At 41.3% G+C, this 16,510-nt stretch carries 14 protein-coding genes; 10 read left to right on the forward strand and 4 right to left on the reverse strand.

Translation table 11 applies throughout. The features are described 5' to 3' along the window. The 4 genes from DRB05_RS07905 (at position 1) to DRB05_RS07920 (ending at position 5,387) form a co-directional block, all read left to right on the forward strand. A complete protein-coding gene (locus tag DRB05_RS07905; protein WP_128726453.1) occupies positions 1-3,129 on the forward strand; it encodes an efflux RND transporter permease subunit in 3,129 nt (1,042 codons plus the stop codon). Beyond that, positions 3,126-3,728, forward strand: a complete 603-nt coding sequence (locus DRB05_RS07910; RefSeq protein ID WP_128726454.1) for a TetR/AcrR family transcriptional regulator — start codon at positions 3,126-3,128, stop codon at positions 3,726-3,728. Before DRB05_RS07905 ends, DRB05_RS07910 begins: the two co-directional genes overlap by 4 nt. A 230-nt stretch (positions 3,729-3,958) precedes the next feature. Further along, the gene (locus tag DRB05_RS07915; protein ID WP_240036222.1) at positions 3,959-4,744 is read left to right on the forward strand and encodes a sulfite exporter TauE/SafE family protein; all 786 of its coding nucleotides are present in this window, start codon (positions 3,959-3,961) and stop codon (positions 4,742-4,744) included. Between the two features lie 28 nt (positions 4,745-4,772). Beyond that, positions 4,773-5,387, forward strand: coding sequence for a TetR/AcrR family transcriptional regulator (locus DRB05_RS07920; protein ID WP_128726456.1), 615 nt, complete (start codon positions 4,773-4,775; stop codon positions 5,385-5,387). 52 nt (positions 5,388-5,439) lie between these two features. Here the strand turns inward: DRB05_RS07920 and DRB05_RS07925 are convergent, their stop codons facing one another. Together DRB05_RS07925 and DRB05_RS07930 are read right to left on the reverse strand one after the other, a co-directional pair. Beyond that, complete coding sequence (locus tag DRB05_RS07925; RefSeq protein WP_128726457.1) at positions 5,440-6,675, reverse strand: FAD-dependent oxidoreductase; 1,236 nt, start codon at positions 6,673-6,675, stop codon at positions 5,440-5,442. 13 nt (positions 6,676-6,688) lie between these two features. After that, positions 6,689-7,009 carry a 2Fe-2S iron-sulfur cluster-binding protein gene (locus DRB05_RS07930; protein ID WP_128726458.1) on the reverse strand — a complete coding sequence of 107 codons (321 nt, stop codon included), beginning with the start codon at positions 7,007-7,009 and terminating at the stop codon, positions 6,689-6,691. A 169-nt stretch (positions 7,010-7,178) separates the two neighbouring features. Between DRB05_RS07930 and DRB05_RS07935 the strand changes: the two genes are divergently transcribed. The 4 genes from DRB05_RS07935 to DRB05_RS07950 are packed head-to-tail and all read left to right on the forward strand — an operon-like array spanning position 7,179 to position 12,146. Then, positions 7,179-8,252: an alpha/beta fold hydrolase gene (locus DRB05_RS07935; protein WP_161568678.1), complete on the forward strand. Its 1,074-nt coding sequence runs from the start codon at positions 7,179-7,181 to the stop codon at positions 8,250-8,252. Next, entirely contained in the window at positions 8,252-9,472 is a 1,221-nt protein-coding gene (locus tag DRB05_RS07940) for an NAD(P)/FAD-dependent oxidoreductase (RefSeq protein ID WP_128726460.1), read from the forward strand. The genes DRB05_RS07935 and DRB05_RS07940 overlap by 1 nt, the downstream gene beginning before the upstream one ends. Before the next feature lie 44 nt (positions 9,473-9,516). Then, entirely contained in the window at positions 9,517-10,659 is a 1,143-nt protein-coding gene (locus DRB05_RS07945) for an acyl-CoA dehydrogenase family protein (RefSeq protein WP_128726461.1), read from the forward strand. After that, a complete protein-coding gene (locus DRB05_RS07950) occupies positions 10,656-12,146 on the forward strand; it encodes an amino acid adenylation domain-containing protein (RefSeq protein WP_128726462.1) in 1,491 nt (496 codons plus the stop codon). Before DRB05_RS07945 ends, DRB05_RS07950 begins: the two co-directional genes overlap by 4 nt. A 163-nt stretch (positions 12,147-12,309) precedes the next feature. On the opposite strand, the gene DRB05_RS07955 is transcribed toward DRB05_RS07950, so the two are convergent. Then, positions 12,310-12,957, reverse strand: a complete 648-nt coding sequence (locus tag DRB05_RS07955) for a helix-turn-helix transcriptional regulator (protein ID WP_128726463.1) — start codon at positions 12,955-12,957, stop codon at positions 12,310-12,312. A gap of 593 nt (positions 12,958-13,550) precedes the next feature. Beyond that, positions 13,551-14,342 carry a type I methionyl aminopeptidase gene (map, locus tag DRB05_RS07960; RefSeq protein ID WP_045964223.1) on the reverse strand — a complete coding sequence of 264 codons (792 nt, stop codon included), beginning with the start codon at positions 14,340-14,342 and terminating at the stop codon, positions 13,551-13,553. A gap of 279 nt (positions 14,343-14,621) precedes the next feature. On the opposite strand from map, the gene rpsB reads away from it, so the two are divergent. Both rpsB and tsf read left to right on the forward strand, forming a co-directional pair. After that, positions 14,622-15,350 (forward strand): 30S ribosomal protein S2, encoded by a 729-nt coding sequence (gene rpsB, locus DRB05_RS07965; protein WP_010371318.1) that lies wholly within the window; start codon positions 14,622-14,624, stop codon positions 15,348-15,350. 220 nt (positions 15,351-15,570) lie between these two features. After that, on the forward strand, positions 15,571-16,422 hold the full coding sequence (tsf, locus tag DRB05_RS07970) for a translation elongation factor Ts (protein ID WP_102057110.1): 852 nt from the start codon (positions 15,571-15,573) through the stop codon (positions 16,420-16,422). Positions 16,423-16,510: the final 88 nt, after the last annotated feature.

Here is a 16,510-nt window from a genome sequence, read left to right on the forward strand (position 1 = left end):
ATGTCCATTTCAGTATTCGCTTATAAGCAACGTTCTTTGATACTTACTTCTGTGTTATTAGCAATGTGTTTTGGTATTTTTAGCTTCTTTAGTTTACCTGCTAGAGAAGATCCTGAGGTGATAATCAGAGAAGCGGTGATCTCGACAAGTTTCCCAAATATGAAAGCGGAAGATGTAGAAAGGCTAGTAACCAGACCACTAGAAGCTGCGATTGTCACGTTACCTGAGCTAGATGAAGTGAGATCTTCATCGATGGATGGCCTGTCGATTATTCACGCCAAGGTTGAAGATAAATATAGCAAACTCGATCAAATATGGGATGAACTGGCTGAAGCTGTAGAGTTTGCGAGTCGCAGCCTACCACAAGGTGCACATAAACCAATCGTTAATGATGACTTTGGTGATGTTGCGGTGATGACCTTTGCGCTGACATCAAAATCAATGGCACTAGACGATATATATGATGTTGCACAAAGTATCAGAGATAGGCTCGTGTTCATTGAAGGTACTCGTCGCGTTGGTTTACATGGTAGTCCCGAAGAGGTTTTTTACATTGATTTTAACGATGCTGCCCTAGAGGCATTTGGATTGACCAAAGGGGTCGTCTCGCAAATTATCAGAAAGAACAATAATTATGAGGCCATTGGCGCTGTTAATACTAACGAATACTCGATTCTCGTCAGTGCGAACCTGGGCTTAGACACGGAAGACAAGTTACTGCGATTACCCATTTTGATTCGCGATAAAAGTAATACAACGCCACATGGTATTATTACATTAGGTGATGTTGCTACTGTCACAAAAACCACAAAAAGTCCTTATCAGCAAGCCGCTTTCTTTGACGGCTCACGAGCCGTCGTGCTGTCTGTTGTTATGCAGCCTGAACAGAGTGTCATTAACTATACAAGACGTCTTGATGAAGCATTAAGTGATATTCGCAAAAATTTATCACCAGAAATCGCACTTAACATCGTATCCAAGCAAAGCATCGAAGTTGAAAAAGCGGTGTATGGGGTATCTATAAACGTTTTGCAAACCCTATTTATTGTTCTTGCCGTAGTAATGCTGTTTTTAGGTGTGCGAATGGGGTTAATTGTTGGTGCTATCGTTCCATGTGTAATGCTTGCGACACTTGCTGTGATGGGAATGTTTGAAATGCAGTTGGAACGTATGAGCCTTGCGACTTTGGTGATTGCTCTTGGATTACTGGTCGACAATGGGATTGTCGTTGCCGAGCAATTTAAACGGCGCTATGAAGAACATAAAGATAAATATCGAGCACTTGCTGAAGTTGGGAAAGAGCTTGCTCTACCGTTACTTTCTTCCACAGCTACCACTGTGATTGTGTTTATTCCTTTGATGATGGCAGAGCATGGTGCTGGCGAGTTCACACGTAATATCTCGCTTGTTGTATTGATTTCTTTGGGGATTTCCTGGCTTTTGGCCATGACAGTGACACCGACTATGTGCTATTTGTTTGTCTCCAATAAACCGACAAAGGAAACGGCAATTACCGCCGTCTTTACTAAATTAGAAATAAAGTATCGAGCTACACTGGTCTACGCGCTAAACCATAAAAAATGGGTAATCTTCGGCGCTATCGCATTGTTTGCCGTAGGTATAAAACTAATCGCATCGACACCTAAACAGTTTTTCCCATCAAGTGATCGCCATCAGCTATTGGCTTATGTTAATACACCTGCTGGCAGCTCTACCTTAGTCACTGAAGCCGCAATCACAGAGTTAACAGAAGCATTAGGTGATGAAGGTGCGTTTCCTCACGTTAATCATGTGATGGCGTATATTGGATTTGGAGGACCTAGGTTTATATTTTCTCTCGCCCCTTTAGACCCTGCTAGTAATGTTGGTTTTTTATTGATTGATGTTAAGTCACGCGAAGCGGTAGATGAGACGTTGACACAGTTGAGAAAAGTGGCAGGGATCTTACTGCCTGATGTAAAGTTTAGAGTGTCAGGTATGTTTACTGGACCTTCGGATCCCACCGTACTGCAAGTGCAATACAAAGGGCCGGACTATGCTCAGGTATTTAATGGTTCGCAGCAAGTGATAAAGCTATTTGAAGGGTACCCAGATATGATCCATATTTGGTCAAACTGGTTCAATTTATCGACGAGAGCGAATATCAGTGTTAACAAAATACTCGCCGAGCAAGCTGGTATTTCCGAAGCTCAAGTACTGACAACTATTTCTCAGTTTTTGAATGGTACGGTTGTTTCTGTATCTAGGCAGGATGATGATAATGTTCCTGTGGTTCTTCGAGGTGCAGAACACTTAGATGTAGTGGCTTTAAAAGCGGAAACCATTATTTCGCCCATTTCAGGGGAGCCTATACCGCTGGAGCAACTTATTAATATAAATTACGAGACAGGATTTCCCGTGATTGAAAAAGAAGATGGTGTACCTACAGTCACAATTGAAGGGAGAAACCTGAAATACTCTCCAGAAGATCTCGCACCGAAGATGCAAAAACAGATCACTGAGTTAAACAAGCATTTACCAGAGGGCTACTCGATTGAGTTTGATGGGATCATTGCTGATTCTAAGAAAGGGAAAGCGGCTTTGGCTGCTAATTTTCCATTGGCTTTGTGTATCATAGTGTTGATTTTAATTTCTCAATTTGGTGGATTCAGACGACCCTTTGTTATATTGCTGACAATACCTTTGGTTGTATTCGGCGCTGGCAGCGGTTTGAAAATGATGGGTGGAGAGTTCGGTTTTATTGTTATTTTAGGTTTGTTGGCATTGGCCGGCATAATCATCAACAATGCAATTGTATTGATTGACCGAGCTGATATAGAGCGTAAACGCAGTGACATTTCGTTCAGAGATGCTCTGGTAGAGGCATCAAGCGTCAGAATGAGGCCTATTTTGATTACTTCAATAACGACTATAGTTGGATTGCTACCGCTTATCGTCGCAAATGATGTACTCTTCTTCTCCATGGCGACTGCAATTGCGTTTGGTTTAGGGATAGGGACCCCATTAACCTTATTCGTGATCCCCGTCTTGTATGAAATCTTAACACGCAAAGAAAAAGCACAAGATACAGAGAGCCAGATCGACTTTAACGAGCAACAGCTCACACCACCAAGAGAAGAAAATATTTGAGTACTCGAGCAGAAAAGAAAGATAAAGCTATCAAAGACGCAGCAACTCGGCTTTTTATAGAAAATGGACTGGATAGAGTTTCTGTGGATGATATTGCAAAAGAAGCGAAAGTGAGCAAACCAACCATCTATTCTAGGTATAAAACGAAAGAAAAGTTGTTTGTTGCGATTTTGAGTAGTGAGTGCGAAAAGCAAATTGAAAAGATGTTTGAGCCACGGGCCGAAGATCAAACGTTGGATGAATTCATCAACGCGAAAGTGACTGAATATCTAACGTTCATAACGGATCCTTGGTATGTTAACTTACTTAGGAATGCTATTTATTATTCGGGGTACTTTGATGAGGTTGGGGAGGCGTTCTTAGTATATGGTCCTCATAAAGGGGTATCTAAGCTCGCAAGTTCACTGGCGATAGAAATTAAAGCGGGTTGCTTGAAGCAAGTTGATCCAACGTATGCAGCTGAATTTATTATCTCCCGGGCGAAAAGCACCAGTTTTTTTAACGCAATCTTGGCTCGACCTATAGAGAATATAGATGAACAGATAAGTTCGGAAGCAGAAAAAATAACAGCTGAATTTTTAGTTTTATTTGAATTTTAAATTAAATTTTTGAGCTTTTATAATTATCTATCTAATATGGTCCGAATTGACTATTCTATATTTGATTTTATCGTGTAGTGTTTATTCAATAAATACCAACTCCTTTAAATTTAAATATGATTTACTTAACTAAGCTATATAGGGCAAGTTTCTTGCCCTTGTATTTTACTCTCTTAGTCTATTTGTCTTTAATTTGGATACAAGGCTTTAACTCTGCACTATTTCAAATTGTGAATGAGTTTCAGATTGCATTAACTATGGTATTTGGCTCTTTCGTTGCTGGTGGAACTGCGCTTGGTGGTGGGGCTGTCGCATTTCCCATCATGACCAAAGTACTCAACATTGAGCCTCATACCGCTAAGGTGTTTTCATTGGCTATTCAGAGTTTTGGGATGACCGCGGCGGCGCTAACTATTGTATGCCGAGGGATCCCATTCTATGGTCGAGAGGTCTTAGTCGCATTGCCTATGTCGGCGGTCGGTGTTGCGGTTAGTTTAATCTTGATTACCCCGGTAGTTGAGGGCGCAATAGTAAAGGCGATATTTAGTTTTTTACTTCTATGTTTTGCGATCACAATGATCTACAGAATAAGACGTAAAATGCACCACCAAGGCACTTGCTTAACAATCAATCCAGAAAAGCGATATATCACAGCCATTGCGTTTATTGGTGGTATCGCCAGTGGGCTGGTGGGGTCTGGTTCAGATATAATATTATTCGCATTTTTGGTTGTTTTTTGTAACGCAGATTTGAAAAAAGCAACAGCTACGTCTGTAATAGTGATGGCCTTTACTTCGGTTTTGGGTAGTGTTATAAATGCGTGGTATTTAGATGTTATTGATCATCAGATTCAAGGATATCTTTTAGCAGCCATTCCCGTAGTTGTTGTCGGCGCACCACTAGGTGCATATGTTTGCTCAAAAATTAGCGTTGGGCAACTAGTTAGCTTTTTACTTGTATTAATTGCAGCTGAAGTCGGTTCAACAAGTTATCATATTTATCTACAGTATCACTAGTTTTATAATAAAAATAAGATATTAACTTATGAAATATATAAAAAAAGGTCGTCCTGTTGACGGTGAAAGGCAAAACAGGCAAAGAAACAAGTTAATTATTGCTGGAAAAACGTTACTGGATAAAAAGCCGTATAGTAAGATTACAATAAGAGACATTGCGAATGAAGCTCAGCTAAACTCTGCGATGATTAAATATTATTTCGGCAGTAAAGAGAACCTTTTTATCTCAGTAGTTGAAAGTTTATCGGCCCCTTTGCTCACTAAACTTGAGAAGATTGAAGAAGAAGAAAGACCGTTGTATGAATTTATTATATCAGTAAGCGAAATTTTGAAGTTTAATCCAGCGGTCGTCTCTATCTTGAAAGAAGAAGTCATGTTTAAGTCTACACCACTAAGTTATGCTTTTATTAATGCCTTTCCAGGTAAGGTTTCTGAATTACTACCTAAGCTTATTATTGCTGAGACCTCTATTAAAGATGAAAAAAAAGCTGGGCTTGCTGCATTCAACCTAGTTTCTTTAATTATTTCTCCTTTTTTACTTGATGAGATCAGAACGAATGTTTGGAATATTAATGATAGTCAGATCTTTGGAAAAGAGTGGGCAGACTATATTTATAACTTATTTTTAAACGGCGCAAAGTAATACTTTTCTGGATGCCAGCAAGGTAGCATCCAGTATTGTTAGACTTAAAATATCAAGCGTGTAACGGCGTATCTTGTATAGCAATAGGGGTCGCTGTATTCGATAACCGCTGTAGAGAAATATTTATATTTTCTCTTAAGATTTTCTTAGCAGCTTGGAAATCGCTTGGACAATTAATGCAGGTTACAGCAATCAATTTGTTAGCTTTTACATACCAGTAACTCTTGCTATCTGAACTGTATGCTCGCTCTACTACAGCGTCATACTCTTGATATAGCCCAGCAATTTGTAGTTTGCAATCATAGATATCAGACCAAAACCATGGCACTTGCCTTTGTGGCTGAGCTGTTCCACAAATACTGGCTACTGCTATTTTTGCTTGCTGAACTGCATTAGGCACGGATTCTATGGCAGTTACCTCACCGCTGAAAGGTTCTATAGCTAAGGTGCAGTCGCCCGCGGCATAAATATTAGGTGCTGCAGTTTGGCATTGGTCGTTGACCAACACTCTGCCGCATTTTGTAATTAACCCTGCTTTATCTGCCAGATCTGAATTAGCATGAGCACCAATCCCAACAACAACCAAATCTGCTGGAAAACTACTCCCATCATCACAGATAACAGACTCCACTTTGCCATTTCCAGCTAATGATACAACTGCTTTATTGGTGAGGATCGTCACGCCTTTGGAGGCATGTAAGGTGGTTACGTAGCTCGCTATTGGCTCAGCTGCAATACGGTTTAACACGCGTTCATTACGCTCTAGAATAGTAACTTGATGTCCCAACTTTTTGAACGAGGCAGCGGTTTCTAAACCTATATATCCACCACCAATCATAACGATATTCTTTTTATTTTGTTCGTAATTTACCTGCTTAGCGATCTGCTCGATATCACCAAGTGTTCTGATCGAAAATACGTTTGCTAACTCAGCACCTGGCAGTGTTAGTTTTCTTGGAGAAGCACCTGTACAGAGGATCAGTTTATCGTACGATAATGTATCTCCTGAGCTGAGCTTGATGGTGTTTTCGTCGGGTATTACATCGACAACAAAAGATTCTAACTTAATATCAATATTTGCTTTTGTATAGGCTGCCGGCGGTTTAATGTAAAGTCGTTTCAGTGGTGATTCACCAGTCAAGAAGGTCTTGGAAAGAGGGGGGCGATGGTATGGAAGATAGCTCTCCGAACTGAGGATTAAAATTTCTCCCGTCCAGTTCCTTTTGCGCAGTTCAAAAGCGGCCTCAGCCCCTGCATGGCCACCTCCAACGATGATACACCTTTTCATGATTTTTCCTTTTTTAGTATTGAGACTCAGGCAAGGTAACGCTCAAGCCATGGTGTTCTTGAGTGATTTTTACTTGGCAACTAAGGCGACTAAATGCGGTTGTGTCGTTCACCAGTTCAAGCATTTGGCTTTCATTATTATCAGGCTGCGTGACTTTACCTGACCATTGTTCAGATAGATAACAATGGCATGTTGCGCAGCTTCCGGAGCCACCGCATTCACCCTCGATCCCTTCTACTAGATTCTCTATTGCAGCCTGCATAATCGACATTCCAGGTTCAACTTCAGTATCTATTGTTGAACCGTCGTGCTGTACAAATGTGATTTTTAGCATAATAACTCCATTTTTTAGTTTTGATATTTAGTTATATATAAGTTACGCATTGCTGGGGTTTTTCATATAGTCCGATCTAACTAATTTAATAGTCCTACTTAGCTATTTTTTTATTATCTTGTTTCTATATTGTTTGTGGGGACTTGTTTTTAAATTAATGGAGATTAAAGTGGAAAAAGAGCTGATCGATTTTATAAATAACGACCTTTTGGAAGGCGCCGCCCCCGATTTAGATGAAAATACGCCCTTGCTTGAATTAGGTATATTAAACTCATTATCAATGGTGCGTTTGCTTGCACATGTTGATCAAAAGTATGGTGCAAAGATCCCTGAAAATAATATAACACCAGTGCATTTTGAGAATATAAAGACGCTTTCGATGCTGATTAAATCACTATCAGGGATCGTTGAAACTGAGCGTGCAGCTGAAGTGTCCGAGCTAGAGCGCTTGGTTTGCTTACAAGAGAGTTATGGCATTCAGCGAGAGTTGATAGACACCGGTAACGGATTCAAACAGCACACCTTACGTGTTAAAGGTAAAGGTCCATTGTGGATTATGCTTCCAGCGCTTGGCAACCCATCAACATCTTGGTCTTCAACGCTACGCTCATTACAAGGTCGTCACAATGCCATTGCGCTTGATTTAGCTGGATTTGGACTAAGCCAAAGTAGCAACGATGCGCCTTCATATGTAGATCATGTGGAATTTACATTACAGTTTTTAGAAACATTAGAAGAGCAAGAATGGGTACTTGTCGCTAACTCCGCGGGCAGCATGATAGCGACTGAAATAGCTCGCCGCTATCCGGAGAAGGTGAAAGCGCTCGTATGTACAGGCTTTGGTTTGGTGGAAGACGTTGATAGTTGGTGGGGAGATCTCAAGAAGATGTCTTCAAACCCTGAGCAGTTTTTAGCTGCTGCATATTACCATCCACCAAAAATGACTCCTGCGCTGGAAGACCTACTAAATGATGTACTTTCTAGACCTGCTTATCACTCATTCCTCGACGAGTATGCGCGTAAATCAATGGCAACCACGTTCGACGGCGTTAAGGTACCAACTTTATTCATCGCTGGTAATCATGATCAGATTATTCCTCCAGAGTGGAGCGAAAAAGCAGCTGAAAAACTCGAAAATGCAACGGTGACACGCTTGTCTCGCTGTGGTCATTTCTCAGCGTCAGAGCGACCAGAAGAGTTTGTTTGGGTAGTTGAAGATTTCTTAAATAAGGTGGCTATGTAATGAACGGATTTACACATTATGACGTTGTAATAATTGGAAGTGGGCCTGCTGGGAGCCTATGTGGAATTGAATGCCGTAAGAAAGGCATGTCGGTCTTATGTATTGAAAAAGAGCAGTTTCCTCGTTTCCACATCGGTGAGTCGTTAACTGGTAATGCTGGGCAGATCATTCGTGACTTAGGCCTTGCAGATGCAATGGATGCTGCTGGATTTCCTGACAAACCCGGCGTAAACGTTATAGGCTCATTATCAAAAAATGAGTTCTTTATCCCAATTCTCGCGCCAACTTGGCAAGTGCGTCGCAGCGATTTTGACAATATGATCAAACAAAAGGCGGTTGAACACGGCGTTGAATATCAACTTGGTATGGTAACTGATGTTATTCGAGAAGGTGACAAGGTTGTTGGGGCTGTGTATAAAGCCGATGGCATTGAACATCAAGTAAGATCGAAGGTGCTAGTCGATGCGAGTGGACAAAACACCTTTCTTTCAAGAAAAGGCATTGCAGGAAAACGCCAGATTGAATTCTTCTCTCAGCAAATTGCTTCATTTGCGCATTATAAAGGGGTGGAAAGAGATTTACCGCCGTTTTCCACCAATACAACCATCCTATATTCAAAGCAATATCATTGGTCTTGGATCATTCCTATTTCTCCAGATACGGACAGCTTAGGAGTCGTTATACCGAAGGATCTCTATTATAAAGAGTGCAAAAACCCAGATGATGCAATCGAATGGGGCATGGAGCACATCAGCCCAGAGCTGAAGCGACGCTTCAAAAATGCCGAACGTCAAGGTGAGTCTCAGTCAATGGCTGACTTTTCTTACCGAATAGAACCATTTGTTGGTGATGGTTGGCTTTGCATTGGAGACGCACATAGATTCCTAGACCCTATTTTCTCCTACGGTGTTTCGTTCGCAATGAAAGAAGGGATTAGAGCTGCTGAAGCGATTGAACAGGTTGTTAATGGTCAAGACTGGAAAGCCCCTTTTTACGCTTATCGAGATTGGAGCAACGGAGGTCAACAAATCGCAGCAGATCTTATTCGCTACTTTTGGATTTACCCCATTTTCTTTGGCTATCAAATGCAAAACCCTGATCTTAGGGATGAAGTCATACGCTTATTGGGCGGTTGTTGTTTTGATTGTAAGGACTGGAAAGCGCCAGCTATTTTCAGAAATGCAATCGAAGAATACGACCGTAAACAGATGGCAAGTTAAGACTGAAGTTCAATAATTAAAAATAGGATAAGTGGGGAATACAAATGAATTTTGAATGGAATGAGGCGCAGCTGTCGCTATTTGAGCATGCTCTAAGTTATTCGTCAGAATTACGATCTACAAGCCATCAACCGGGCGAGTTTCCACTCGATTTATGGAAATCTTTAGGTGACTTCGGTTATTTTGGATTACCTGTTGATAGTGAATACTCACCTTGTGGATCGGGATTGGATATTTTAACCACAGTAAAGGTACTGGAGGGACTCGGACAAGGCGGCGCGGATACCGGCGTTTTGTTTGCCGGTGCTGCACATACCTTTGCTTGTGTCATGCCAATTTATGAGCATGGAAGCGAAGCGATTAAGCGGGAGTTATTACCTCTACTCACCTCTGGAGAAAAAATCGCGGCGAATGCTATTTCGGAAGCTGAAGCAGGTTCAGACATAGCAAAGTTAGCAACAACGGCGAGCCGAGAAGGTGATTATTACATCATCAAAGGCGCTAAGTCTTACGTGACTAACGGTAGTGTTGCTGATTATTTTATCGCCTATGCGACGACTAACGCTAAGTTTGGATATCTCGGACAAACTGCATTTGTTATCCCCGCTGATTTACCTGGTATAGAAGTTGGAAATAGCTACAAAAAACTGGGTTTGAACTCTGCTCAGTTGAATCAAGTTTTCTTTGATGAGGTTAAGGTACATAAGCGATATGTGCTCGGTGATGAGGGTCAAGGCGCTAGGATATTTGCAGCTTCAATGGATTGGGAGCGCTGTTGTTTATTTGCGTTGTTTATTGGCGTGATGCAGCGCGATTTAGATCTTTGCATCGAGTATGCAAATATGCGCAAACAAGGTGATAAGACGATCAGTAAGTTTCAAGCTGTTTCTCACCGTATCGCGGATATGGAGGTTAGGTTACAAAGTGCAAGGTTGCTGCTTTATTTTGCTGCATGGCAAAAATCAAAAGAGGTAGACAATACAAAAGCAGTGGCGACAAGCAAATTAGCCATCAGCGAAGCCTTTGTACAGTCTGGGCTAGATGTGATCCGTGTGCATGGAGCGCTTGGTTATTTGGACGAAGGTGGAGTGAATAGCAGTATTAAAGATGCACTTGGATCTGTGCTTTTCTCTGGTACATCAGATATTCAACGTGAACTAATTTGTAATAGGTTAGGTTTGTTATGAAAAATTTGAGTGAGGTTTTGCTAGCTGGAATGTCCGCAGCCGGAGAAAACAAAATAGCCGTTCATGATGGTCTATTAAGTATGGATTACGATGAATTATCCCAAGCTGTCTTCCATTTCGCAGGCCACTTGAGTAGCTTGGGGGTAAAGTCTGGTGATCGGATTGGCCTGTGGGTGGATAAGTCCTGTAGGGCACTAGCTGCGATGCTTGCGGTTACTCATATTGGCGCGATTTATGTACCGATAGATCCGGCAAACCCAATAAGGCGTGTTGAAGAAATAAGAAACGATTGTCAATTAAGTGTATTGATCACCTCAGCTGAGCAGCTAGATCAATGCACTCATGATGTATCAATTCAGTGTCGGGTGATTGTCCTTAACGAAGAATACTATGGCACTGCCGACTTTATCGCTTCGTTAACCTGTTGGAACGAAGCTATGAAAGCTGTTCCAACAGACAGCCCTGCGGTAGTCGACTATCAAGATGTCGCTTATATGTTATATACATCTGGTTCAACTGGAACGCCGAAAGGAGTGAAAATCACTCATGAGAATGCCTTAGCATTTATTAACTGGGCAAAGGCTAAACTAATGCCCAGTAAACAGGATAGATTTGCCAATCATGCACCTTGGCATTTCGATCTATCTGTATTTGATATCTATGTATCTTTATTGGCGGGTGCTAGCGTTCATCTCGTGTCTGAATTACTAAGTTACGTTCCAAAACAGCTAATTGATTTTATAGAGCAGCAGCAGATCACTGTCTGGTATTCAGTACCTACCGCTCTTAAGTTAATGCTCGAAGCTGAGCCGCTTTTCGCGGAGCGTTGCAAGTTGCTAACGACCGTGATTTTTGCAGGAGAGGCCTTTGAGGTTAAAGCGCTAAAAGTATTAAGGGCAGCATTACCCCAAGCTCGACTTTATAACTTTTATGGCCCAACAGAGACTAATGTTTGCACCTATTATGAAATAGGTGAGAATGTCCCAGAATTACTACCTATTGGCTTTTCAGCTAGCAATAGCATTATTACAATCAGGAATAATACTGGTGAAGAACTTGCGCAAGGTTTGCGAGGGTTCATCTGTGTATCAGGCCCTACAGTATTTGCTGGTTATTGGGGTAAACCAGCTCAGGAAAACCAATATTATAACACTGGTGACTTAGGCTACTACAATGAGTTTGGTGAACTAATGTATAACGGCCGAGAAGATCATATGGTGAAAGTAAAGGGCTACCGTATTCACTTAGGTGAGGTTGAGCATGCGATCAATAAGCATAAACATGTTGCAGAATGTGTTGTTGTTCTCAATGAAGACAAGCAGTTACACGCGCATATTACCATTAAAGATAAAGCGCCGACGCTGTTAGAGTTGAAAATGCATTGTGCTAAACTATTACCAAAGTACATGCTGGTTGATAGGCTTCAAGTTTGGTCTCAATTACCGTTAACTCGAAATGGCAAGTATGCTCGTCAAGAGCTAGCTTAATATCGGTTTTTTACGGGCGATGTTTTTAATCGTTTGGGCTGCTGAGAATGGCTAAAAGATATTACTGGCTTCAAGTGAGCAATACCTGTCTTGCTGTAATGAATGGTTGGTAGACCCTTATAGAGAGTCCCATTAAGTGTTTTTAGTGGGACTCATCGTTCAATTAATTGCATAAGGCTAAGGCTGCCGAGCGGTTAGGTGCGTTGAGCTTCTCAAGAATACGAGCAACATGGTTTTTAACTGTAAACTGACTGATCCCAAGTATAAGTCCAATTTCTCTATTTGTTTTTCCTGACGACATCCAGTTGTACACTTCTTTTTCTCTCGCTGTAAGGGACTCTAGCGGATGATTCTGTGCCCATGTAGGCTCTAAGCTAGTGATATAGGCTTTGTGTAGGTAGGGGGTTATCAGGTCAATCAGATATGAAGCGGGTGTCAGTGTACTAGACAGACTATTTTGAAAAATGACAAGAGACATAAATGCAGCACTGGGGTCATCCTGCCCATATAGAGCAACGTCAGACAATATACTGTTGGTTCTGCAGACACTGCGTAGCTCTTCCAGTGCGAACTCGTCATCGTAAATTGCACTTTGTAGTTTTTTTACTAATTGATTACATGCAGAAACGTTCATATCTGAAATAATTCTTCTTTCTTTTTTCTTAATTAAAGCGATGTACAATCCCGCCGTATTCGCGAATGACATAACACTTTGGAACGTATCATGGTTGAAGTTTCTATATTTGGCAGCGGCTTTTAGTTGCACAATCGCGGACGTAACGACAATCAGCTCATTATTTGTATTTGACATTGTTGCTTTCCTTAACAGGTTGTTTCATTTTGTATTCAATGTTTGTTTTTTGTTTACCTAAAGTGATAATGGTCTTTTTTTTCACAATGGTCAAATTATTTAATCAATTGATTATTTATAGTGGGTAGCGATTAACTACATTGAATGTTGATTCAAAAAACATCGTTAGCTTTGCTTTGAACGCCAAGCGTGAAAATCAAAGGTGATTGGTGTTAAATTTATGATTTTAAATGTTTTTTACGGGTTTTTTAATTGAAGGGGTAAGGGTTTGGAGTAAGGAAGAGAATCTATGTTACGTGGCTATTATAGCCGTCAGAAATAGCGTTGAATATTGCCGAGTTAAATTGATAACTAATGTTAATAGCTATTTAGTGTAGATTTGATGACAATAGAGTAATTTATACCAGAATTACTTTAACAGTGACGGAATATGGATGTCCCATGAATATCTGTGATGCAAAATCACTTTGGTAAAAAATTGTACAAATGGTTTGGCTAACTTACTGATCTGTTTTGTGTGCGATGTCGTGGGAAAACGTTAATGTTAACGGAAATAGCCAGCTAAACAGCTGGCTTTGAAATTCACATTACAATTATGCTGAATGCGTAATAACGCGGTCAATCGTCTCATCATTACGTAGCGTCAAGATCTCAACGCCGTTATCGGTGACAAGCAGCGTGTGTTCCCACTGTGCCGAGAGGCTACGATCTTTAGTGACTACAGTCCAATCGTCTTTTAGTAACTTACATTGGCGCTTACCTGCGTTAACCATAGGCTCGATAGTCAAACACATGCCGGCTTTAAGTACTTCGCCAGTGCCCGGCTTGCCGTAGTGCATTACCTGTGGCTCCTCATGGAACTCTTTACCAATACCGTGACCACAATATTCACGCACGATAGAGTAGTTAAAGCCTTCAGCATACTTTTGAATTGCAGCACCAATATCACCCAAGCGTACGCCCGGTTTTACCATTTTTATCGCGAGGTATAGACTCTCTTGCGTGATTTCGCTTAAGCGCTTACCTTGGATCGTTGGAGTACCGACGTAAAACATTTTTGACGTATCACCATGATAACCATCTTTGATCACAGTGATGTCGATATTGATAATGTCGCCTTCTTTTAGCGGTTTATCGTTCGGGATTCCGTGACAAATAACGTGGTTAACTGAGGTACAAATAGACTTCGGAAAGCCGTGATAATTTAACGGTGCAGGAACAGCGCCTTGCTCATCAACAATGTAATTGTGACAAATGGTGTTTAATTCGTCGGTGGTCACCCCTGGCTTAACGTACGGCTCGATCATTTCCAGTACTTCCGCGGCTAAACGCCCGGCAACACGCATTTTTTCGATTTCTTCAGGGGTTTTGATCACTGCACTCATTTAGACTCCAAGTCAATTTAGATGAACATTTATTATGCACAAATTTTACGCATAAGATTGAGTTAATTCTTTATATATGGTATAAAGCGCGCCGTCTTTTTACAAATAATTCTTCCTCACACGATGAGAATGAATGTTTGTAGTTAAGGCAACACACTTATTAATATTAACACACACACATATCGACACATACACTTGGGTGCATGCAGTTATAAAAACTTCGTGTTGGTGCTATGGGATATGTGGAGGCCTAACCCTAACTTTTAGAGGAAATATACAATGGCAAACGTTTCAATGCGCGATATGCTTCAAGCTGGTGTTCACTTCGGTCACCAAGCACGTTACTGGAACCCTAAGATGAAGCCGTTCATCTTCGGTGCACGTAACCGCGTTCATATCATCAACCTAGAAAAAACTGTTCCTATGTTCAACGATGCACTTAAGTTCTTACAGAACGTAGCATCTAACAAAGGCAAAATCCTTTTCGTAGGTACTAAGCGCGCTGCAAGCGAAGCAGTTAAAGAAGCGGCTATCCAAAGTGAGCAGTTCTACGTAAATCACCGTTGGTTAGGTGGTATGTTGACTAACTGGAAAACAGTTCGTCAATCAATCAAGCGTCTTAAAGAGCTTGAGACTCAAAGCCAAGACGGTACTTTCGAGAAGCTTACTAAGAAAGAAGCGCTAATGCTTACTCGTGAAATGCAAAAGCTTGAAAAAGGCCTTGGCGGTATCAAAGATATGGGCGGTCTTCCTGACGCTATCTTCGTTATCGACGCTGACCACGAGCACATCGCTATCCGTGAAGCTAACAACCTAGGTATCCCAGTAGTATCTGTTGTTGATACTAACTCTAACCCAGATGGTGTTGATTTCATCATCCCAGGTAACGACGACGCTATCCGCGCAATCCAGCTATACACTGGTGCAGTAGCGACTGCTATCACTGAAGGTCGTGAAAGCAACATCGTTGCTCAAGCAGAAAACGACGACTTCGTTGAAGCTGAGTAATTACCTGATTAGGTATTAGCTGTCATCAAGTCTTCATCAAATTATTGATGAAGACTTGATATTCTTTATAAGCGATTAACTGCTTATCCCGTTGTTTGCCAAGCAGACCTTGAAAGATAACGGATTTTTATCAAATTGAGGCGAGCTGTACTTGATTTGATATTCAGCCAACCTAAGGTTGGTTTTATCAAGAACTGAATTCAGATTTGAGGATATTCTAATGGCTGTAACTGCTGCCCTAGTAAAAGAACTTCGTGACCGCACTGGCGCTGGTATGATGGATTGTAAAAAAGCACTGACAGAAACTGGCGGTGATATCGATCAAGCAATCGAAAACATGCGTAAAAGTGGTGCTGCTAAAGCTGCTAAAAAAGCAGGCAACATCGCTGCTGAAGGTACAATCATCATCAAGCAAGGCGAAGGTTTTGCTGCACTAGTAGAAGTTAACTGTCAAACTGACTTCGTAGCAAAAGATGCAAGCTTCCTTGCATTTGCTAACGAAATTGCTGACGCAGCTGTAGCTGAGCAACTAACTATCGAAGACTTACAAGCTAAGTTTGAAGAGACTCGTGTTGCACTAGTAGCTAAAATCGGTGAGAACATGAACATCCGTCGTGTTTCTTACATTCAAGGTGACAAGCTAGTTGCTTACCGTCACGGCGAGCGTATCGGTGTTGTTGTAGCTGGTGATGCTGACGAAGAAACACTTAAGCACGTTGCAATGCACGTTGCTGCTTCTAAGCCAGACTACCTAAACCCAGAAGACGTACCTGCTGAAGTAGTTGAAAAAGAAAAAGCGGTTCAAGTTGAAATCGCAATGAACGAAGGTAAGCCAGCTGAAATCGCTGAGAAAATGGTTGTTGGTCGTATGAAGAAGTTCACTGGTGAGATCTCTCTTACTGGTCAAGCTTTCATCATGGAACCTAAGAAATCAGTGGGTGACTACCTTAAAGAGAAGAATGCATCTGTTTCTTCATTCGTTCGCCTAGAAGTAGGTGAAGGTATCGAGAAGAAAGAAGAAGATTTCGCAGCAGAAGTTGCAGCACAAATCGCTGCAGCAAAAGGCCAGTAATCACTTATTGTGATGCCTAATGACGTAAAAGCTGACATTAGCTTTGCGTCATTGCTGAAAATTCTCTAAAATAACCGCGCATTTATGT

Origin of the sequence: Pseudoalteromonas sp. A757, assembly GCF_004103285.1 — a bacterium.
GTDB lineage: Bacteria > Pseudomonadota > Gammaproteobacteria > Enterobacterales > Alteromonadaceae > Pseudoalteromonas > Pseudoalteromonas galatheae.

Bases quoted from the DNA above. Each gene is read 5' to 3' on its own strand.
- DRB05_RS07905 (WP_128726453.1), top strand. From the start codon at position 1: ATGTCCATTTCAGTATTCGCTTATAAGCAACGTTCTTTGATACTTACT.
- DRB05_RS07920 (WP_128726456.1), top strand. From the start codon at position 4,773: ATGAAATATATAAAAAAAGGTCGTCCTGTTGACGGTGAAAGGCAAAAC.
- DRB05_RS07925 (WP_128726457.1), bottom strand. From the start codon at position 6,675: ATGAAAAGGTGTATCATCGTTGGAGGTGGCCATGCAGGGGCTGAGGCC.
- DRB05_RS07930 (WP_128726458.1), bottom strand. From the start codon at position 7,009: ATGCTAAAAATCACATTTGTACAGCACGACGGTTCAACAATAGATACT.
- DRB05_RS07940 (WP_128726460.1), top strand. From the start codon at position 8,252: ATGAACGGATTTACACATTATGACGTTGTAATAATTGGAAGTGGGCCT.
- DRB05_RS07945 (WP_128726461.1), top strand. From the start codon at position 9,517: ATGAATTTTGAATGGAATGAGGCGCAGCTGTCGCTATTTGAGCATGCT.
- DRB05_RS07950 (WP_128726462.1), top strand. From the start codon at position 10,656: ATGAAAAATTTGAGTGAGGTTTTGCTAGCTGGAATGTCCGCAGCCGGA.
- DRB05_RS07955 (WP_128726463.1), bottom strand. From the start codon at position 12,957: ATGTCAAATACAAATAATGAGCTGATTGTCGTTACGTCCGCGATTGTG.
- map (WP_045964223.1), bottom strand. From the start codon at position 14,342: ATGAGTGCAGTGATCAAAACCCCTGAAGAAATCGAAAAAATGCGTGTT.
- rpsB (WP_010371318.1), top strand. From the start codon at position 14,622: ATGGCAAACGTTTCAATGCGCGATATGCTTCAAGCTGGTGTTCACTTC.
- tsf (WP_102057110.1), top strand. From the start codon at position 15,571: ATGGCTGTAACTGCTGCCCTAGTAAAAGAACTTCGTGACCGCACTGGC.